Source organism: Geomonas subterranea (genome assembly GCF_019063845.1).
In the GTDB taxonomy this organism is placed as follows: Bacteria; Desulfobacterota; Desulfuromonadia; order Geobacterales; family Geobacteraceae; genus Geomonas; species Geomonas subterranea.
In genome coordinates, this window is sequence record NZ_CP077683.1 from 628,684 (window position 1) to 649,219 (window position 20,536).

Annotated in this window: 21 protein-coding genes; all 21 read left to right on the forward strand. The window is 62.5% G+C overall.

What is annotated here, in order from left to right; genetic code table 11:
• Window positions 1-55: 55 nt before the first annotated feature.
• The gene (locus KP001_RS02730) at window positions 56-556 is read left to right on the forward strand and encodes a prepilin-type N-terminal cleavage/methylation domain-containing protein (protein ID WP_217288061.1); all 501 of its coding nucleotides are present in this window, start codon (window positions 56-58) and stop codon (window positions 554-556) included.
• A complete protein-coding gene (locus KP001_RS02735; RefSeq protein ID WP_217288062.1) occupies window positions 522-935 on the forward strand; it encodes a type IV pilus modification PilV family protein in 414 nt (137 codons plus the stop codon). Before KP001_RS02730 ends, KP001_RS02735 begins: the two co-directional genes overlap by 35 nt.
• Entirely contained in the window at window positions 932-2,092 is a 1,161-nt protein-coding gene (locus tag KP001_RS02740) for a PulJ/GspJ family protein (protein WP_217288063.1), read from the forward strand. The genes KP001_RS02735 and KP001_RS02740 overlap by 4 nt, the downstream gene beginning before the upstream one ends.
• Window positions 2,093-2,105: 13 nt before the next feature.
• Window positions 2,106-2,726 carry a pilus assembly protein PilX gene (locus KP001_RS02745; protein WP_217288064.1) on the forward strand — a complete coding sequence of 207 codons (621 nt, stop codon included), beginning with the start codon at window positions 2,106-2,108 and terminating at the stop codon, window positions 2,724-2,726.
• A 250-nt stretch (window positions 2,727-2,976) separates the two neighbouring features.
• Window positions 2,977-3,174 (forward strand): helix-turn-helix transcriptional regulator, encoded by a 198-nt coding sequence (locus KP001_RS02750; protein ID WP_041248407.1) that lies wholly within the window; start codon window positions 2,977-2,979, stop codon window positions 3,172-3,174.
• 18 nt (window positions 3,175-3,192) lie between these two features.
• Window positions 3,193-4,245 carry a type IV pilus biogenesis protein PilM gene (pilM, locus tag KP001_RS02755; protein WP_217288065.1) on the forward strand — a complete coding sequence of 351 codons (1,053 nt, stop codon included), beginning with the start codon at window positions 3,193-3,195 and terminating at the stop codon, window positions 4,243-4,245.
• Window positions 4,242-4,790 carry a PilN domain-containing protein gene (locus KP001_RS02760; protein WP_217288066.1) on the forward strand — a complete coding sequence of 183 codons (549 nt, stop codon included), beginning with the start codon at window positions 4,242-4,244 and terminating at the stop codon, window positions 4,788-4,790. The genes pilM and KP001_RS02760 overlap by 4 nt, the downstream gene beginning before the upstream one ends.
• 28 nt (window positions 4,791-4,818) lie before the next feature.
• Complete coding sequence (locus KP001_RS02765) at window positions 4,819-5,424, forward strand: type IV pilus inner membrane component PilO (protein ID WP_217288067.1); 606 nt, start codon at window positions 4,819-4,821, stop codon at window positions 5,422-5,424.
• Window positions 5,405-5,926 carry a pilus assembly protein PilP gene (locus tag KP001_RS02770; protein WP_217288068.1) on the forward strand — a complete coding sequence of 174 codons (522 nt, stop codon included), beginning with the start codon at window positions 5,405-5,407 and terminating at the stop codon, window positions 5,924-5,926. The genes KP001_RS02765 and KP001_RS02770 overlap by 20 nt, the downstream gene beginning before the upstream one ends.
• Before the next feature lie 12 nt (window positions 5,927-5,938).
• Entirely contained in the window at window positions 5,939-8,710 is a 2,772-nt protein-coding gene (locus KP001_RS02775; RefSeq protein WP_217288069.1) for a type IV pilus secretin PilQ, read from the forward strand.
• A gap of 9 nt (window positions 8,711-8,719) precedes the next feature.
• Window positions 8,720-9,301 carry a hypothetical protein gene (locus KP001_RS02780; RefSeq protein WP_217288070.1) on the forward strand — a complete coding sequence of 194 codons (582 nt, stop codon included), beginning with the start codon at window positions 8,720-8,722 and terminating at the stop codon, window positions 9,299-9,301.
• 47 nt (window positions 9,302-9,348) lie between these two features.
• Window positions 9,349-13,473 (forward strand): beta strand repeat-containing protein, encoded by a 4,125-nt coding sequence (locus KP001_RS02785; protein ID WP_217288071.1) that lies wholly within the window; start codon window positions 9,349-9,351, stop codon window positions 13,471-13,473.
• Window positions 13,474-13,509: 36 nt separating this feature from the next.
• Window positions 13,510-13,812: a disulfide isomerase DsbC N-terminal domain-containing protein gene (locus KP001_RS02790; protein ID WP_217288072.1), complete on the forward strand. Its 303-nt coding sequence runs from the start codon at window positions 13,510-13,512 to the stop codon at window positions 13,810-13,812.
• Between the two features lie 170 nt (window positions 13,813-13,982).
• Window positions 13,983-15,164 (forward strand): chorismate synthase, encoded by a 1,182-nt coding sequence (gene aroC, locus KP001_RS02795; protein ID WP_217288073.1) that lies wholly within the window; start codon window positions 13,983-13,985, stop codon window positions 15,162-15,164.
• Between the two features lie 170 nt (window positions 15,165-15,334).
• Window positions 15,335-15,850: a shikimate kinase gene (locus KP001_RS02800; RefSeq protein ID WP_437178167.1), complete on the forward strand. Its 516-nt coding sequence runs from the start codon at window positions 15,335-15,337 to the stop codon at window positions 15,848-15,850.
• Window positions 15,847-16,926, forward strand: a complete 1,080-nt coding sequence (gene aroB / locus KP001_RS02805) for a 3-dehydroquinate synthase (RefSeq protein ID WP_217288075.1) — start codon at window positions 15,847-15,849, stop codon at window positions 16,924-16,926. Before KP001_RS02800 ends, aroB begins: the two co-directional genes overlap by 4 nt.
• Window positions 16,927-16,935: 9 nt before the next feature.
• Complete coding sequence (locus KP001_RS02810; protein WP_217288076.1) at window positions 16,936-18,090, forward strand: tetratricopeptide repeat protein; 1,155 nt, start codon at window positions 16,936-16,938, stop codon at window positions 18,088-18,090.
• Window positions 18,080-18,439, forward strand: a complete 360-nt coding sequence (locus KP001_RS02815; protein ID WP_217288077.1) for a roadblock/LC7 domain-containing protein — start codon at window positions 18,080-18,082, stop codon at window positions 18,437-18,439. Before KP001_RS02810 ends, KP001_RS02815 begins: the two co-directional genes overlap by 11 nt.
• Window positions 18,436-18,885, forward strand: a complete 450-nt coding sequence (aroQ, locus tag KP001_RS02820) for a type II 3-dehydroquinate dehydratase (RefSeq protein ID WP_217288078.1) — start codon at window positions 18,436-18,438, stop codon at window positions 18,883-18,885. Before KP001_RS02815 ends, aroQ begins: the two co-directional genes overlap by 4 nt.
• 20 nt (window positions 18,886-18,905) lie before the next feature.
• Window positions 18,906-19,973, forward strand: coding sequence for an aminopeptidase P family protein (locus tag KP001_RS02825; protein ID WP_217288079.1), 1,068 nt, complete (start codon window positions 18,906-18,908; stop codon window positions 19,971-19,973).
• A 77-nt stretch (window positions 19,974-20,050) separates the two neighbouring features.
• Complete coding sequence (accB, locus tag KP001_RS02830) at window positions 20,051-20,527, forward strand: acetyl-CoA carboxylase biotin carboxyl carrier protein (protein ID WP_217288080.1); 477 nt, start codon at window positions 20,051-20,053, stop codon at window positions 20,525-20,527.
• Window positions 20,528-20,536: the final 9 nt, after the last annotated feature.

Consider the following 20,536-nt stretch of genomic DNA (forward strand, 5'->3'; position numbering starts at 1 on the left):
GATAGTATTGGAAAGTTCAAATCTGTCCCGGGCCGCCGGCCTGCGCGGAGGGGGTATGCGGTCAAGCGGCTTTTCCCTCATCGAGATGGTGGTGACCATCGCCATCGCCGCCATCTTGGCCACCGTTGGTACCCTGTATTTCCAGCAGTACCAGAAGGGGTACCGGATGGACGCCCAGACGCGCCTGCTCTTCTCGGAGCTCCAAAGCGCGCGGGCGCAGGCGATCTACCAGAGAAAAGGGACACGGGTCAAGTTATTCGCCGACCGCTTCGAGGTCTACTCCTCGCAGCAGGACGGCCCCTCGGTCCGCCCCGTGGCCACGCACCCGCTGAGCTATCCCATCACCAGCCCCACCACCCCCGGCTTCGACATCACTTTCGGGGGGGACGTCGATTTCGACGAAAGAGGGGTCACCTACGACTTGCGCTCCATCTGCCTGCAGCCGTCCGCGGGGCATGGCGGGGTGGACAGCGTGGTCATTCACTACGCGAGGATTTCCATTGGCAGGAAGGACCACGGCGATGCCTGTAATAGCGACAATATCACGCTCAAGTAGCCGCGGTTTCACCCTGGTCGAGATGCTCATGGCGATGCTGGTCATGACGGTCGGCCTTCTGGGTCTGCTGCAGTCTGTCAACGTCGCCTACCAGCAAAGCCTCAAGGACAAGCTGCGCAAGGAGGCGACCCAGGTGGCCGAGGCGCGAATGCATGACTGGTGCAGCCAGCCTTTCAAAAAGATAACCGGCCCGCCCCCCCCCGATGAGCGCGTCGAGAGAGCCGTCGCGGGAGGTTACTGGCGCTATGAAGTCCACTACGAACCGCAGCCCGTCGGAACCGGCACCGTGAAGCTGCGCGTCGGCGTGACCTGGTCGGTCAAAGGCGTGTCCAACAGCCATGAAATCTTCACGCTGAGGACGAGGAGAGACGGGGAATGAGTGGTCTCAGGACGGCGCGGGGCTATACCCTGGTGGAGCTGATCGTGGTCATGCTGATCTTCGCGGTCGTCATGTCGCTGATCAGCATCTCCTTTTCCAACATCGTCCGGAGCGCGGGGCAACTGGGGAGGCGGGTCGAGACGGATATCGGGGGGCTGATCGGCTTGGAACTGATGCGCGGCGACCTGGAACTGGGAGGATTTGGCCTCCCCTACACCGTGCCTCCAGGTGTTGCCTACACGGAGGCGCGCGACGACCTGCTGTTCGTGCCGGGATACCCCGGGGCCAAGCCCAGCACGTACAACGACGCCGGCCCCCCGGCCGCCTTCCGCGTCGGGAGCAACGCCGGCTTCAACGGCTCGGACTACCTGGTGGTGAAAGGGACCCCGCTCGGGGACCGCAGCGTCTGCCGCAGCTGGTGCTACCTCAATTTCAGCGGCGTCACGAGGCCCTCGCGCGTGGAACCGGAACTAAAGATCGGCGACAGGGACCGCGCCGTAGTGCTGCGTACCGGCGTTGGCGCCGATGGCAGGCCGGTGCGGGACCTGGTGGTCAGCGGCAGCAATTTCACCTTTTTCCTCGATAACAAACCCGATCAGGACTTCGCTCCGAAACAAAGAAGTGACAGCTACCTTGTCTATGGCGTCGCCGGGAAGACCGACGGGGGGGCGTGGCTCAATTTCCCCTTCAACCGCTCCGACTACTACATCAACCGCAAGCCCGACGGCTCCCAGCTTTGCAACAGGGGGACCGGAACCCTCTATAAGACGACCGTGGATCAGCAGGGAGGATCCGTCAAGTACCCGCTTCTCGACTGTGCCGCCGACATGCAGGTCGTGCTCTACATGGACAGCAACCTCGACGGCGCGGTCGATTACCACACCGACACCGCCGGGGCCGACGTGAGTGCGGATGACCTGCGTGAGCAGTTGAAGGAGATACGGGTTTACATCATGGCCCAGGAGGGGAAGAGGGACCCCGGCTACCAGTACCCGGTGAGGGACGCGGAGCGCGCCATAGTGGTCGGGGACCCGGAGCTGGATGATTACCTCGCCCACGTCTGGACGGCCCGGGGGATGAGCGCCACCTTCGGCCCGGACTGGCGCAACTACCGATGGAAGCTCTACACCATCGTGGTACGGCCCAAAAACCTTTAGCAGGGGAGGGGGCATGACGAAGCTTAGCTCCGACAGGGGCGCCGCCCTGATCACGGCGCTGATGCTTACCACGCTATCCCTGGTGATCGCGATGGCGCTCCTTTCCACGATCATCACCGGAACACATGTCGCCGCCAGCCAGAAGCGCTACCGCAGTTCCCTCACGGCAGCGCAGGGGGGAGTGGACCTGTTCACCCGCGAGATCATGCCCCGGCTGTTTCAGGCCGACTACGATCCCGCCGCCTTCGTGAGGGATTTCCCGGGGCTGGATCTCAAGGTGGCACTGAGCCCATGCCTGCGGCAGAAACTGACCTCCCCCCCTTCAGCGTGGTCCAGCTGCGATCAGGCCCAAGCCAGTCCCGACCCGGCTCAGGCCCCTGACCTCACCTTCCGCCTGGCGGGACTGCCGCCGGCCACCGGCTTCAACATCAGCACGAAGATCGTGGACACCGTCCCAGGAAATACCGACCGCAGCGGCTACTACCTCCTCGACGCCGGGGGGGCGGTGGCGGCCCAGGACGACGTGATCCGCCCGCAGCACGTTCCCGCCCTGTACAACATCCGGGTCCAGGGTATGCGCGAAGAGCCCGGGGTGCGGGAAAAGGCGCGGCTTTCAGTCCTCTACGCCTACTGACACGGACCGTGTCGCAAAAACCTATCCGTGAAGCGGGTTGCCCGTAATTGCAACTCGTTTTTTTATTGGTATCATCTCCCAATCCCTCACATTAAAAATCACGCCACTCGGGGGTGCCGAGCTTCGGTTATGTGCATTGTCACTCTTTGACCTATAATTACATATAATTTGAATTAAAAGGTTGACATTCCTTTTTAATGATGTAAATGTGTGGAAAAATTTGCCATGACTGTCGAAGCGGTGCCTATTTATGATCATGAACAGCGTCAAAAAACTTCGGGAAGAACGCCTGATGAGCAAGGCCGAGCTGGCACGTCTCGCCGGGGTATCGCCCATCACCATCGACCGGATCGAACGGGGTGAGGATTGCAGGATGGAGACCAAGCGCAAGATCCTGCTTGCTCTTGGGTTTTCCCTCTCCGACAAGAACAAGGTATTCCAGGACTAGGGTAAATAGGACCACGCGATGCTTTTCTCCAAGAAGAAGGACATAGTAGGGGTCGACATTGGGTCGAGCGCGGTAAAGCTCGTGCAACTGCGCCCGGCCAAGGGGGGCTTCCAGCTGGTGAAGATCGGCATCCTGCCGCTGCCGGCCGAAGCCATCGTCGACAACACCCTCATGGACAGCTCCTCCATCGTCGAAACCGTGAAGCAGCTGGTGGGGAGTCTCGGTGTCAAGGCGAAGGAAGCCACCTGCTCCATCTCGGGCAATTCCGTCATCATCAGGAAGATCTCCCTGCCGGTCATGCCTGTCGAGGAGCTGGAGGACCAGATCCACTGGGAGGCGGAGCAGTACATCCCCTTTGACATAAACGATGTCAACGTCGACTTCCAGATCCTCTCTCCCGACGAACAGGACCCTTCCAAGATGAGCGTCCTGCTGGTCGCCAGCAAAAAAGACATCATCAACGACTACATCTCGGTCTTCGCCGAGGCCGGGCTGAGGCTTGCGGTGGTCGACGTCGATTCCTTCGCCGTCCAGAACGCCTTCGAGCTCAACTACCCGGGCGACCCGGACCAGGTGGTGGCGCTGGTCAACATAGGCGCCAGCATCTTCAACCTCAACATCGTCAGAGACGGCGTCTCCCTGTTCACCCGCGACGTGCAGATGGGGGGCAACCTCTACACCGAGGAGATCCAGAAGCAGTTCGGCATCAGCAGCGGCGAGGCCGAGGAGATGAAACTCTCCGCGGGACAGTCGGAGGATCCGCGTCTGGGCGAGGTGCTGCAGCGGGTCAACGACACCATCGCCCTGGAGATGCGCCGCTCCCTGGACTTCTACAACTCGACCGCCGGCGAGGAGAAGATCACCAAGGTCTTTCTGAGCGGCGGCGCCGCCAAGACGCTGCAGCTGATCGACGCGGTGCAGCAGAGGCTGGCGCTTCCGGTGGAGATCATGAATCCGCTGGCCCAGGTCACCGTGAACGAGAAGGAGTTCGATCGCAGGTATCTTGATGAGATCGCCCCGCTCATGTCGGTAGCGGTGGGTCTTGCCACGAGGAGGGCTGGAGACAAATGATCAAGATAAACCTCCTCCCCATACGGGCATCCAGGAAAAAGGAAACGATGAGGCAGCAGGTCACCATCCTGGTGGTCGCCCTGGTCCTCGTGCTCGCCGTCGGAGCGGGCGCGTGGGGATACCTGCGCAGCCAGATCAGCACCCTCAAGGGTGAGATCAGCGCCTCAGAAGCCGAACTCGCCACCTTGAAGACGAAGATCGGCGCCATCGACAACCTGAAGAAGCTGCAGGCCGACGTCAAGAAGAAGCTCGATGTCCTGAACCGGCTGCGCCGCGGCAAAACCGGTCCCGCCTCCAGGCTCGCCGCACTCTCGGAGACGGTCCCCGACAAGCTGTGGCTCACCAAGTACAGCGAGACCGGCTCCAGCGTGTCGCTGAGCGGCGGCGCCATGAGCGAGGATCTGATCGCCGTTTTCATGAAGAGCTTGCAGGCCTCCGGTTCCTTCGGCAACGTGGAGCTCGTGGTCAGCGAGCAGGCCGAGAACAGCGGGGTTAAGTTCAAACGATTCGATCTGGCTTTCCAGATCCTGGACCAGAAGCCGTAGCCCGGCTCTTACAAGCAGAGGCATTGTCATGGATCCACAGATAGAGAAATTGCTGAAGCTGCCGACCAAGCAGAAGGTCGCGCTCCTGATCCTGCTGCTGCTCCTGGAGGGGGCGGGGATATATTACGGTCTGCTCCGCCCGCGCATCCAGGAGCAGAACGAGCTGAAGACCCGGCACGAGGAGCTGCAAAAGCAGATCGAGGAGAACCGGCGTATCGCCAACAACCTGCCGCGTTTCAAGGCGGAGTACGAGCAGCTCAAGCGGGATCTCGACAACGCACTGACCGAGCTCCCCAACCAGAAGGAGATCCCCTCGCTGCTGACCAGCATCTCCAACGTCGGCAAAGGTGCCGGGCTCGATTTCCTCCTGTTCCGACCCAAGCCGGAGGTTCCCAAGGATTTCTACGCCGAGGTGCCGGTGGATATCTCCGTGTCCGGGACCTTCTTCAACGTCGCCGATTTCTTCGTAGCGGTCGGCAAGCTGCCGCGCATCGTCAACATCAACAACGTGAACTTCACCGATATAAAGGAATCTGGCGGCCGGACCACACTCAAGGTCAACTGCCTGGCCACGACCTTCCGGTTCCTCGACGCGAAAGAGGCCAAGAATGCCAATGCCAAGAAACCTAAATAGCGCGCCATTGTTGCTGCTGCTGGCGCTTTTGGGCGGCTGCAAGAAGGAGGAGGCCCCGGCGCCCCCGCCCCCTCCGCCTCACGCAAAGCCCGCGACCGCGCCCAAACCTGCCGCGCCGGTGCAGCAGCAGCTTTCGTCGGCGTCGAAGCTTGGCGCGGCGCTGTCATTCAAGAAGGATCCCTTCAAGCCGTTCCTGGTCCCCGCCGCACCCGCGCCGCCTGCGGGAGGCGCGCGCCCCAGCGGTCCCCCCGCCGCGGACCTCCTCCCGATCCAGAGCTTCGAGGTCACAAAGTTCAAGATCGCCGGGATCATCGCCGGGCTCAGGGAAAACAAGGCCCTGGTGCTCGACCCCACCGGCAAGGGGTACGTAGTGAAGGTCGGTATGCAGATAGGAAATGCCAACGGCAGGGTCTCCAGGATCACCCCCTCGACGGTGGAAGTCGTGGAGAAGAGCGGTCGAAAGAGTAAAACCATCGTGCTCACGCTGGCCAAGAAAAGGTAAGGAGCGTTTCAGATGACCATGTACCAGAGCAGAATTCTTTGTCATGCCATGGCCCTTATCGTCCTGTTGACGGTTTCTGCCGGCTGCGTCAAGAGGATGAGCGCCGTTAACGAGCCTGCTCAGGCGGAGGCCACGGCTTTCGCCACTCTGCGCTCCGTGGACGTGTCGCCGGACGGCACCAGCGTTGAGCTGACCAGCGACAAACCGCTGACCTACACCTCCTACAAGGGAGGGGAGCCGGCGAAAATCATCGTCGACATCGCACAGACCGAGCCTGGTGCCGTGACCTCGCCCATAGAGGTGAACCGCGGCAGCGTGAAGCGCATCGACGTCGAGCGCCAGCCGGTAGGGGGCAGCGTGCTGACCCGGGTCTCCATCGTGCTCTCACGCGACGTCGACTTCTCGGTCGCCACCGACCCCGCCAGCAAGAACAAGCTCCTGGTGACCCTGCCCCGCGAAGCCGAGGCGAAGAGCGAGCAGGTCGAGCCGAAAGAGGCGCCGCTTGCGGAGCCGCGCATCGAGGAGAAGACGCTGGCGGCCGACGCCGCCGCGAAGGTCCAGCCGGCACAGGCAACCGACGCCAAGCCCGTCTCCGTGCCCCCCGCGCCCCCTGCCGAAACGCCTGCCGCCAAGCCCGCCCAGGTTCCCCAAAAGAGCGCCGAAAACGGCGCGCCCCGTCTCAACGCGGTGCTCACCGCCGCTGACGGCGTGGAACTCTCGGTGCAGGGAGGGGTTGAGACCTTCAACTCGTTCAAACTCGCCAAGCCCGACCGCATCGTGGTCGACCTTTTCAAGGTGAAGAGCGCGCTGTCCCAGAACGTCGTCCCCATCGGCGCGTTCGGCGTTGCCAACGCCCGGGTCGGCTCCACGCCGGACAAGGTGCGCGTGGTGCTTGACGCGGCGGGGGAGGGACTTCCCGCGTTCGACGTGGTCAAGTCCGACCTCGGCGTGAAGATCAGGCTGAAAGGGAAAGCCCCGGCTGCAGCCGTCGCGGCGCCCGCAGCTGCCGTGTCCCCGGTCCCGGTCGCCGCAGCTCCGGCCCCGGTTCCCGCGCGTGAGCCTGCGGCCAAACCGGCCCCTGCCGTCAAGATGAAGACGGAGGTGCGGCCGGCGCGCAACGTGAAAGGCGCTCTTGAGGCGGTGGAGTTCAAGATCGTCGAGGGTGTCTCCCGCATCACCATGAAGCTTTTCGGCACCTGTGAGCCGGGCGAGCCGGTGCGCGGTCCGCAGGGGCTCACCCTGACCATCAACAACTGCCAGGTGCCCAAGCCGCTGCAGCGGGCCATGGATACCTCCAAATTCGGTTCGCCGGTCGTCTCTGTAACGCCGTACCAGGTCAAAGTCAAAGGCGGATTCGTGACCAAGATCGCGGTCAAGGTGCAGGGCCACCCCGAGTACAGCACCAGCCGCAAGGGGGACGTCCTCACCTGGGACATCGTGAACCCCGGCCCCGCAGTGGCCGCCAAGCTTCCCCCCGCGCCGGCCGCGAAACCCAAAGCAGCCGAGATGACCGAAGAGTTCGCGGCTCCCGCACGAGGCGAAGAGCCGGCGACCGACATCTCCGCAAACGTTGACAAACGCCCGGCCAAGAAGGTGTACAAGGGGAGGAGGGTCACCCTCGAGTTCTCCGACGCGGACATCAGGAAGATCTTCCAGCTGATCGCCGAGGTGAGCAACCTGAACTTCCTCATTTCCGACGACGTCACCGGCACCATCAGCATCAAGCTGGTGAACGTCCCCTGGGACCAGGCGCTGGACGTGATCCTCGACGCCAAGGGGCTCGCCATGGTGCAGCAGGGGAACATCGTTCAGATCAAGCCCCGCAGCAAGATGCAGAGCCAGGCCGACGAGGAGAACGCGGCGAAGAAGGCGGCCGAGAAGCTTTTGGAGCTTAAGACCGCCGTATTCGAAGTCAACTACGCCGCCATCAGCGACGTCGCAGCGCAGTTCAACATCATGAAGAGCGAGCGCGGCATCATCACCAAGGACGAGCGCACGAGCCGCGTCATCGTGAAGGACATCCAGCCCGCCCTGGACGACATGAGGGCGCTGCTCAAGACCCTGGACCTTCCCGAAAAGCAGGTCATGATCGAGGCCCGCATCGTCGAGGCGACCTCGAGCTTCACCCGCAACCTGGGCGTCCAGTGGGCGCTTGGTTACAAGGACGCCTCCGCATCCGTCGCCAACGTCAACAACATCGAGACCACCTTCGGCGGCGTCGTCTCCACGGCCGGCCCGGGCGCCACAGGCGCCGGCGGTCTCGGCCTCGGGATGTCCTTCGGAAAACTGACCAGTAATGTTCAGCTCGACATGAGGATCCAGGCGGCAGCCACCATCGGCCAAGTCAAGATCATCTCAACTCCGAAGGTGGTGACCCTCAACAACAAGGCCGCCAAGATTTCCCAGGGGCAGTCGATCCCGTACCAGACGACCTCCGCCGAGGGTACCAAGACTGAGTTCGTCGAGGCGGCACTGACCCTCGAGGTGACGCCGCACATCACCGCCGACGGATCGGTCAGCATGAAGATCAAGGCGAGCAACAACTCCCCGGGGAGCGGGTCGCCGCCGCCGATCAACAAGAAGGAAGCCACCACCGAACTCGTCGTCTCCAACGGCGACACCACGGTCATCGGCGGCATCTACGTGGACAGCGACACCGAGTCCGATACCGGCGTGCCTTTCCTCGCCGACATCCCGCTGCTCGGGTGGCTCTTCAAGTCGAACTCCAAACAGAAAACCAAAACTGAACTTTTGATCTTCATTACGCCGAAGATTGTTATTTAAGGAGACCGTATGCTGAAAAAGTTTTCGCTGTTGTTCCTGGTTTGTTCCACCGCCATCCTTACCTCATGTGGTGGCGGCGATATCGGAGGGGGGGTAGGGGAATTCACCACCGTGAACGCAACCGCTACTGCAACCAACAACAACTTTGAGTCCGACATCGTCACTGACAACATATGCACCGCTGGCGTGCAAACAACCCCCGGTACTGTGAAGACCGACAACGTCGACGTCGACTTCACCTCGAAGTCGCAGTTCACCACCGGGGCCCTGAACCTCGCCATCAGCAAGATCACCATCCACTACACTCCCGCTCCGGGTGGGACGGTTCCCGCGCCTGCTCTTCCCGATTCCTACGTGAACTTCAGCGACACCGTGGCCCCGAACGCCACCGTGACCATACCGGTGCCCATACTCACCCGGGACCAGAAGCTGGACCTCCTCAACCGTGCTACGCAGGCGATGCCCGTTTGCACCGGAACCACCTTCCGGTACTACGTCGACATCATCTTCGAAGTCTCCGAGCCCGGCGGCAACGGCCAGGTGAAGCCCGTCACGGCAAAAACCACGCTTGACGTCGCGGACAGTCAGTAAACAACCAACAAAGAACGATGCATTACTGGCCTATGAAGGGGTGTGAAATGAACGTTATGAAAAAAGCGTACTGGGCGCTGCTGGTACTGGTCTGCGCGCTGATGCTCAGCTGTTCTGGGGATACCGGCAAGCTTTCCGGCAACGCGGCATCCGGCGGGAAGACCACCGGCAAGGTCCTGGCCAACGATTTCCAGGTGACCTCCAACACGACCGATCAGTCCCAACCGTCTGTCGCCTACGACACGGTGACCCACAACCGGTACCTGACCGTCTTCGTCGACAGCAGGAGCGGCCAGCAGATATACGGCGCCATCAGCGTCGGGTCCGATTCGCTCGGGCAGGGGGTCACCGGGAACGTGACCTCCATGGGGGCCAACCCGGTCAACTTCGCCATCACCGCGGCGGCCGGCAACAAGTCCCAGCCCAAGGTCGCCTTCTACCAGGACCCCACCGACCCTGCCAACAACAGCAGGTACCTCGTGGTCTGGACCGACTCGCGCAGCGGCTCCGGCCAGATCTACGGCCAGTTCGTCAGCATGACGGGGACCTTGATCGGCGGAAATTTCGCCATCTCCACCATCACCCCCAACGTGGACATCAGCCAGAGCGACCCCGACCTCATCTACAACGAGGTGACCAAGAAGTTCGTCGTCGCCTGGATCGATACGACCACCTTTGACACGGATGCCAACCTCGCCAACAATGTGACCTACACCGCCGCGGGCGCGGTCAACTCCATCGTCGTCGGCCACATCCCGGTCCCGATGGCGGATAACAACCTCGTCCGTACCGTCGAGGTCGATCCGCTCACCGCGGTCAAAACCAACCTGCAGTCGGTCTCCCGTGCGGTCAGGACCGGTTCGCTGACCGATAGCGGCACCGTGATCACCGACACATGGATCGTGCATCTGAACGAGGCCCATCCCAAGCTCGCCTACAGCCCCATCACCGGCGAGCTCTTCGTTGCGTGGAGTGGCGCCTCCAGCACGGTCAAACTTGCCATAACCTACTCGAAGGTCATTGATGAGGGCCCTCCGCCGATCACGACCGCCGTCTATCAGAGCGAGGTGTTCACCTCGACCCCCAGGGATGACGCCCCGACCAAGATCAAGCTGCGCAGGAACCAGGGGCTTGGTTTTGTGACCGATCTCAGCTTCGGCACGGATACGTTCAGCGCCACCAACCCGACCCTGGCCGTTGACCCGAACACCAACAGGCTGCTGGTAACCTGGGAGGACAACAACGGCCTCACCGCCACCGGCAAGAACATCCAGGGCCAGCTCATGGATCTTTCCGGTTTCACCACCTATGGCGACCGGATCACCATCTCCAACGCGATTGGCGACCAGTCTGCTCCGGTTTCGGCGTTCGACAACGTCAACCAGCGCTTCCTCGTTGTATGGGAAGACGCGAGGAACCAGAGCGCCAACCTCAGCAACATCGACCTCTACGGCCAGTTCGTTGACCCGCAAGGCAACCTCTCGGGCGGTTACTCCATCGTCACCGTCGGCACCGGCAACCAGCTTGCCCCCGCAATCGCGTTTGGCGACGTGAACTTCAGGAAGTTCTTCGTGGTATGGAAGGACGGTCGCGCCCTGTCCAACTCCGACATCTACGGTCAGCTCCTCGAGTTCTCCGCACTGCCGCAGCTTGTCATCACCGATGCTGCCGGCAACCCGGTCTTCAGCGGTTCCCACGACTTCGGCAATGTTGATATCGCCGGTGCGACTCCCTATGCCGACTGGAATTTCAAGGTCCGAAACGACGGCAATACCCAGTTGACCATCGAGTCCGTTTCAGATCCTGCTGCGCCGTTCTCACTCATCACCCCCAAGCCAGTGACCATCAACCCCGGCAGCAGCGCCGATATGACGGTCCGGTTCGCACCGACCGGCGCCGGTTCCTATTCCGGCAACTCCTCCAACAACTACAAGTTGGTGTTCAACTCCGACGGCGGCCAGGCCGTGATCTATCTCTCCGGTGCGGGCGTTGGCACCCAGCCGCTTTCCATTGCCAGCACCAGCCTTCCCGACGCTTCCGCAGGGCAGGTTTATCCCGGTGTGACCCTCACCGCGAACGGGGGCGTGATCCCTTACGGCAACTGGACCGTCACCACCGGCACGCTGCCGACCGGGCTCACACTGAGCAGCGCCGGCGTCATCAGCGGTACCGTGGACGTGGCGGCGCAGCCTTCTTACACCTTTACCGTTCGGGTCACCGACAATTCCGGCGCCCAGGCGACCAAGACGTTTATCATGAACGTCACCTCGCTCACCGTCGACCAGACCACGCTCAAAGCGTGGACCCAGGGGAACCCCGGCTATACCGAGCAGCTCACCGCATCTATCGGCGGAGTCGCGATTCCGAAAAACAGCGTCACCTGGACCGCGATCGGTCCGGTGCCCCTGGGGCTCTTGCTCGGCACTGACGGCAGCATCACCTCCACCGCGACCGGTCCGGTCTTTGCCGGGAGCAACACCCTGACGGTTCAGGCCACCTACACCGACACGGTCGCCAGCAAGACCTACACCGCGACCAAGACCTTGACCATGACGGTCAACCCCGCGCTTTCCATCACCACGACCAGTCTCCCTCCCGTAGTCGTCGGCAATGACTACGCTCAAAAGCTGGTCAGGGTGGGGGGCACCCCGTCCTACGTCTGGAGCATTGCCAACGGCACCTTGCCGCCGGGCCTGCAGCTCAACCCCAGCACCGGCGACATAACCGGTATCCCGACCGGCACGGGCACCTCGCTGTTCACCGTCCAGGTCACCGACGGCACCGGCGCCACGTCCCAGCGCGCTCTGACCATCGTCGTCAACCCGACGCTCTCGATCACCACCGCTTCGCTCCCCCCGGTCACCAGTGGCTCGAGCTATCTGCAGCAACTGGTCGGCAGCGGCGGCACCAGGCCCTACGCCTGGACCATTTCCAGCGGGTTCCTCCCCCCGGGACTCACGCTTTCCAATGGCGTGCTGAGCGGGACGGCGACGGGCGCCGGCAACTACGACTTCATCGTACAACTCAAAGACAATGACGGCACCACCGTGACCAAGCTTCTTACCATCACGGTCAACACCCCGGGCGTACCGTCCAGTTCCATCATCTTTACCGATGGCGCCGGCACGCAGACCGGTGCGTACGCCTTCGGCGGCAAACTCGTTGGGAGCACCAGTGCCGCCTCGACCGTCATGATGAAAAACAACGGCTCCACCCCGATCACCATCCAGGGGGTGACAACGACGGATTCCAGCGCCTTCCAGGGGAGCGTGCAGACAAACTACACGCTCAACAGCGGTCAGGCCGTACCCGTCACCATCATATTCACCCCGCAAGCCGCAAAGGCGTACAGCGCTACCCTGAACGTCGTCGACTCGAACATGACGGCCTACCCGCTTACCCTGACCGGCTTCGGCGTCACCGCGGTGGCCTCGGTGAACGGCACGACCGGCACCACCGGGACGACCGCCATCGCTTACGCGGACGAAAACATCGTGAACGTAGGTCTGACCAAACCGGCCAGCCTCGCTGACTTCACGATCAGCTCGGCTACCAACATCCGGTTGGACAACGTTCAGGCCAACAGCACCGTCTACGTCGACGTGACCTACAACTCGCTCCCGGCGACTCCGGTGTTCTACAAAGTGGTCAACGGCACCTGGACGCCGATCACTCCCTTCGCCCGCAGCGGCAACAAGGTCACCTTCGCTGTCACCGACAACGATGTGACCCAGGATTCGGATCCCACCCTCGGCAACATCCAGGATCCGATCGTCGTCGGCAGCGTGGGAGCGACCACCGGCGGCGATACCGGCAACAACGCACCTCCTGCCTCCTCCGCCGGCAAGAGCGGCTGCTTCATCGCCACGGCCGCCTACGGCAGCTACCTCGACCCGCAGGTCGTGGTGCTCAGGCACTTCCGCGACAACGTCCTGCTCAAGTCCGAACCGGGCCGCGCCTTCGTCCGCTTCTACTACAAGCACAGCCCCCCGATCGCGGACTTCATCTACGAGCACGGTTTCCTGAGGATGCTGACCCGCTGGGCCCTCACCCCGCTCATCCTGGCGGTGAAATACCCGCTGGCCCTGCTGCTGCTCGGAGTTTGCGCCGTCTTCTACCGGCTGCGCAACCTGCGGGTGACCGCCCCGGCCCGGGAGAGCGTGCAGCCGTAGTTTGAAGAGCGGATAAGAACTCAGGAGTATGTTCAGATGTTAAAGAAGTTGCTGGTCCTTTGTTTCATCACCCTGACCCTGAATGCCTGCTCCAAGGCTCCCGCCAAGGAGCAGGTACAGGAAACCATCAAGAAGTTCGTTCCCATGGAGTTCGAGGTGCTGCAGATCTCCAAGGAGCCTTACGCCGGCCTTTACGAGGTCGTCGTCAGCGTGAGGAAGCAGCCGGTCGTCTTCTACGTCGACAAGAACTGTCAGTACCTGTTCTCCGGCAGCCTGATGTCCGCGGACACCAAGGTGAACCTGAGCATGGAGACCCAGAAGAAATTTCAGAGTAAGTAGAGTAAGCAAGGACATAAATGATGTATCTCGAAAGCCAGGGACGATCCTGGCTTTCGTTTATCCAGCTATATTGTTTTGCCTGCGGCATGATTTACTGCTAATATCCGCTGCGACGCGCAACGGACGGTAGTAACGGCCGATGGCGTTGAATCAGCACACGAGGAGCAGGCATGTTCAGATACCTTACCGCGGGAGAATCTCACGGGCCGCAGTTGACCGCCATTGTAGAAGGGATCCCCTCGGGACTTAAACTCACCGAAAACGATATCAACGCGGATCTCCTGCGCAGGCAGGGTGGGTACGGCCGCGGTGGCCGCATGAAGATCGAGACCGACCGCGTCAGCATCCGTTCCGGCGTCCGCTGGGGCGAAACCTTGGGCTCCCCCATCACCCTGGTGGTGGAGAATACCGACTGGGTGAACTGGGAAGAGCGGATGTCCGTCAGCGCCGAGCACCGCGACGACTCCATCCGCGTCACCCGCGCGCGCCCGGGACACGCCGATCTCCCCGGCGCCATGAAGTACGCCCACAACGACGTGCGCAACATCCTCGAGCGCTCCAGCGCCCGCGAGACCGCCGTGCGTGTCGCGGTGGGCGCCGTGGCCAAGGCCTACCTCGCCCGCTTCGGCATCGCCGTGACCGGGTGCGTCGTGGAACTGGGGGGCGTGAAGGCGGAGCGCCCCGAGCTTTCCGTCAAGGCGCTGCAGGACGCCATCGCCTCGTCGCCGGTCTACACCTACGACGCCAAGGCGGAGTTGGAGATGATAGAGGCCATCGACCGCGCCAAGGCCGCAGGCGACACGCTCGGTGGCGTGGTCGAGGTCAGGGTGACCGGAATGCCGGTGGGGCTCGGGAGCCACGTGCAGTGGGACCGCAGGCTGGACGCGCGCCTGGCCGCCGCCGTGATGAGCATCCAGGCGTTCAAGGGGGTGGAGATCGGTGCGGGATTCGAGACGGCGCGGCTACCGGGCTCCCAGGTGCATGACGAGATCTACTTCGACGAGCAGCGCGTGGCCCGCGGCGAGAAGACCGGTTTCTACCGCACCACCAACCGGGCCGGCGGTCTGGAGGGGGGGATCACCAACGGTGAGGAGATCGTGGTGTACGGTGCCATGAAGCCCATTCCGACCCTGTACACGCCGCTCAAGTCGGTCGACATCCTGACCAAGGAGCCTTTCGAGGCGACCGTGGAGCGCTCGGACTGCTGTGCCGTTCCCGCCGCATCGGTGGTTGCCGAGGCCGTGGTCGCCGTGGAGATCGCCAACGCCTTCATGGAGAAGTTCGGCGGCGATTCCGTGGCCGAGACCGCCAGGAACTACTCCTCCTACATCGAATACCTGCGTGAGTTTTAAAGACAAAGATATTAACGCAAAGCCGCAAAGTCGCAAAGAACACCGATAAACAGGGTCTCGACCCAAAATCTTTTTTGCCTTTTGTTCTGTCTTAGCGTCTCTGCGTCTTTGCGTTACCCAATATGCTTTTTTTTTGGTGTCTTTTGGGTCTTTGCGTTAGAGGTTTGACCGTGAGCTTTAAGAACATCTTTCTCACCGGTTTCATGGGGTGCGGCAAGACCAGCGTGGGGCAACTGCTGGCGCAACGGCTCGGCTGGACCTTCGTCGATCTCGACCAGGTCATCGTCGAGGCGGCGGGGCGGAGCATCAAGGAGATCTTCGCGGCCGACGGCGAGCCCCATTTCCGGGAACTGGAATCGAGGATGCTCGAACGGGTAGCGGCTGGCTCCGGCCAGGTCGTGTCCACCGGCGGAGGCGTGGTGATCGCGCCCGTCAACCGGGCCGTGATGCGCAGCCACGGCTGCATCGTGAACCTCACCGCCAGCGTGGAAACCATCGCCCAGCGGGTGAGCGGCGACAGCGAGCGACCGCTGCTGGCGGACGACGCCTCGCTTCTGAAGATCCGCAGCATGCTGGAGGGGCGTGAGCCATTCTACGCCGATGCCGACGTCCGGATCGACACCACCGGCAAGGAGATCGCCACGGTGTGCGAGCATGTACTGGATTACTGTAAGGGGTCTTTGTGAACGTCCAACAGATTAAAGTGGCACTGGGAGAGCGGAGCTACGACATCCTGCTCGGCGCCGGCATCCTCGGAACCGTCGGCACCCTTTGCCGTGAACTCGGGCTCAACGGCACCGCCGCCGTCGTTTCCAACACCACCGTCGCGCCGCTTTATTTCGACGCCGTGCGCGCCGCCATGGAGGCGGCAGGGTACCAGGTGCTCCTGGTCTCGCTCCCGGACGGGGAGACGTACAAGAACAGCACCACCTTAAACCAGATCTACGACGCCCTGGTGGACGCCTCTTTGGACCGGGGTTCCTTCATCCTCGCCCTGGGGGGCGGGGTGATCGGCGACATGGCTGGTTTCGCGGCCGCCAGTTACCTGCGCGGCATCCCCTTCGTGCAACTCCCCACAACGCTCCTGTCCCAGGTCGACTCGAGCGTCGGCGGCAAGACCGGCATCAACCACCCCCGCGGCAAAAACCTGATCGGCGCATTTTACCAGCCCAAGGGCGTCCTCATCGACGTGAAGACGCTGGACACGCTGCCGGAGCGCGAGTTCCGCGCGGGACTTGGCGAGATCGTCAAGTACGGCGCCGTGCTGGACGGCGACTTCTTCCGTTTCCTCGAGGACAACGTCGATGCGCTCCTGGCGCGCGACAAGGACGCCCTCATCCAGGCCGTCGCCCGCAGCTGCTCGATCAAGGCGAAGGTCGTGGCGGTGGACGAGAGGGAAGGGGGGGTGCGGGCGGTCCTGAACTACGGGCATACCCTGGGACATGCCGTCGAGACCCTCACCGGGTACGCCACCTACCTGCACGGCGAGGCCGTCGCCATCGGCATGGTGCAGGCCGCGAAGATCTCGCAGCACTTTGGCTACTGCAACCAGACGGACCGGGACCGGATCGAGGCACTCATCGCCGCGCTGGGGCTTCCGGCCGAGCTTCCGGCATTCCCGCCGGAAAGGTATGTGGAGGCTCTTTCCCACGACAAGAAGGTGCGCGACAAGGGGCTGCTCTTCATCTGCAACCGCGGTATCGGCGCCTACAAGATGGAAAGGGTGACGGACCTTAAAGCACTTCTCGAGATCTGCGCATAGGAGCGTGACATGGTAGAGGACGCGTTATCGTTTTGGACTGAGATTCAGCGTTACGAAGACATGCTGGTGGCGGACGCGAAATCGCTCTGCTTCGCACCGCTCTCCGACCTGTACCGGAAGCTCGGCCTTCTGGACGATGCCGTCTCCGTGGCCCAAAAAGGGTGCGCGGCGCATCCGGAGTACGCGCTGGGATTCGTCGCGCTCGGCAACGCCTGTTACGCGAAGGGGATGCCCCAGGAGGCACGGCAGGCCCTGGAAAAGGCGATCTCCCTCAACCCCGACCACATCCAGGCGATGAAATTGCTGAGCCAGCTCTACGTAGAAGTGGGGGAACTGGCACTCGCGCGCCAGGTGCTGGGAAATCTGCTTGCCCGCGACCCGGAGGACATGGAAAGCTCCATGCTTCTCAACTCCATAGCCTCGGCACCGGCTTCCCCCCCCGCTGCGGAACCCGACGAGGAAGTGCTGGAAGAACTCGAGATCATAGAAGAGCTGGAAGTGCTCGATGAGGAAGCCGAGGCCGAGCCGGTCGCCGTCCCTGCGCCGCCGCAGGCGGCACCCGTCACGCCCCCCGTCCGGACTGATGCGGCAGAAGACATCTGGGCCATCGAGGACCTTGAGGAGCTTTCCGGTGTGCCGGCTCCCGCGGCGTCGCAGTCGCGTGGCGCCGCTCCGGACCCGCTCACCACGGCGACCCTGGCGGAGCTCTACGTCTCGCAGGGGTTCCTGGACAAGGCGATGGTGATCTATGGCGAGCTTCTCGCGGCGCATCCCGAAAACCAGCAATACCGGCTCAGGCACGAGGAACTGGCCGAACAAAAGCAGTTGCAGCAGGCCGCCGCTGCGGCACCGGTTACTCCCGCCGCACCCGCCGCACCTGTCGCACCTGTCGCACCTGTCGCACCTGTCGCACCCGCAGCGCCTGCAGCATCTACCGTCACCGGGTTCGATGGCCACGAAGGCCCCGCCGCCATGGAGGTGCCGATAAGCCTGGAGCAGACCGCCGCTCCCGCTGCTTTCGCAGGAATGGAGACGCCGGCGCAGCTGGAATCGGCACCACTGGAGCAGCTCCGGGAGCCGGAGCAGGCCCCCGCCGATGAGGATCTTGAGAGCTCGCTGCAACGCTGGCTGGAAAACATAAGGAGAAGAAAAGATGGGGTTTAAGGGGATTCTTAAGGAGATTGTCGCGGAAAGCGGCGGCCTGGGCGGAGTCATCATGGGATACGACGGCATCGCCATCGATGAGTACCTGCGCGACGGGGCCGGGGTGGACGTGCAGACCATGACCATCGAGTACGCCTCCGTGCTGAAGGAGGTCAAACGGACGGTCGGCGTGCTGAAGACCGGCGATCTGGAAGAGGTTTCCATCATCACCGAGAAATGCTGCGTCATCGTGCGTGGCATCAGCGATGACTTCTTCGCGGCGCTGGTGCTTCCTTCCGACGGCAACTTCGGCAAGGCCCGTTTCCTCCTCAAACGCGCGGCACCGGGCTTCCGGGAGTCGCTGCAATGAGCACCGCCAGCGCGAAGATCCTGGTCCTGCACGGGCCGAACCTGAACCTCCTGGGGGTCCGCGAGCCTGGCGTCTACGGCACCACCACCCTCGAGGGGATCAACAACGCACTGCTGGAACTGGCGGCGGAACTGTCGCTGGAGCTCGAGATCGTGCAGAGCAACAGCGAAGGGGGTCTCGTGGACGCCATCCAGGGAGCCCTCGGCACCTGCCAGGGGATCCTGATCAACCCCGCAGCCTACACCCACACCAGCGTCGCCCTCCGCGACGCCATCGCCGCAACCGCACTTCCGGCCGTCGAGGTTCACCTCTCCAACGTGCACGCCCGGGAGCCCTTCCGAAGCCACAGTTTCATCGCCCCGGTAGCGGTCGGACAGATCTGCGGTTTCGGCGCGGAAAGCTACCTTTTGGGGCTGCGCGCCCTTGCCAAACGGCTGGGAAAATAGATTGTCATACGGGCGGAATTATGATAGGTAACAGAATCCTTGCGGCCCAAGAATGCCTGAAACGTCTGGATGCCGAACTGTTGCTGATCCTCAATCTGAGCAACATCCGGTATCTCACCGGGTTCACCGGCAGCGAGGCGCTGCTGATAATCTCTCCAGAAGACGGGTGGTTTCTCACCGACTCCCGTTACACCTCCCAGGCTGGCGCCGAGGTCACGGGCGCGAAGGTCATCGAGTTCTCGAACCGGATGGATACGCTGGCCGAACTGCTGCTGCAAAGCGGCGCGACCAGGGTCGCCTTCGAAGCCGGCTCCACCACAGTCGCTTTCTACCAGGAGCTTTGCGGCAGGACGCCGGAAATCGAGTACCTGAACGCCGACAGCGAGCTGGCCGGCCTCAGGACGGTTAAGGACGCCGGCGAACTGGAGATCCTCGAACGGGTGGCCGCCATCGCCTCGGAATCACTCCTGGAGACCGTGGCGCGCCTGAAGCCGGGGATGACCGAGAGTGAAGTGGCCTGGATGCTGGAAGTGGCCATGCGTGAGAGAGGGGCGGAAGGGAAATCTTTCGATTTCATAGTCGCCTCCGGCGAACGCGGTGCGCTGCCGCATGGGCGCGCTTCCGGGAAGAAGCTGGTGGCGGGGGAATTGGTCACCATCGACTACGGCGCCATCTACCGCGGTTACTGCTCGGACGAGACGGTGACCGTATGTCTTGGGGAGCCCGACCCGAAGCAGCGCGAGGTGTACGAAACGGTTCTGGCGGCGCAGCGCGCGGCCATGGAGGCGGTCCATCCCGGCCTCAGTTTCCGGGACGTCGACGCCAAGGCGCGCGACTACATCGCCGGCAAGGGGTTCGGGGAATATTTCGGACACGGCCTTGGGCACGGAGTCGGCATCGACATCCACGAGCACCCCACGGCCTCGCCGCGCAGCAAGCACGTCATCCAGGAGGGTATGGTCTTCACCATCGAGCCGGGGATCTACATCCCGGGGTGGGGTGGCGTGAGGATAGAGGACACCGTGGTGGTCGAGCAGAACTGCTGCCGTCCCATCACCAGGGTGCCCAAAGAGCTGATGATTCTCTGAGAGTTTTAGGCGGGCCTGTCCGGCGTCGATTCGGAAGGCCTTTAACCATGCAATAAAGTGAAGAAAAGGAGAATGATGTGGATATAAAAGACCTGAAGATGCTGATCAAGATGGTAACGGAGACCGACATCACCGAGTTCGAGCTGGAAAACGCAGATGACAAGGTCGTCATCAAGAGGGGCTGCAGCGCTGCTCCGCAGTTCCAGATGCAGGCGCCCGTCGCCTACCAGTACGCTCCGGCCGCTCCCGCGGCTGCCGCAGCTCCGGCTGCCGCTCCCGCCGCAGCCGCTCCGGCTGCCGCAGAGAAGGAGCAGGGCGACGTGATCACCTCCCCCATCGTCGGTACCTTCTACCGTGCTCCGGCTCCGGACGCCGCTCCCTTCGTGGAAGTCGGCCAGATCGTCGAGAAGGGGCAGGTTCTCTGCATCGTCGAAGCGATGAAACTCATGAACGAGATCGAGGCGGAGTTCAAGTGCAAGATCGTGAAGATCTGCAAGGAGAACGCGCAGCCGGTCGAGTACGGCGACACCCTCTTCGTGGTGGAGAAGCTTTAAGGCAGATTG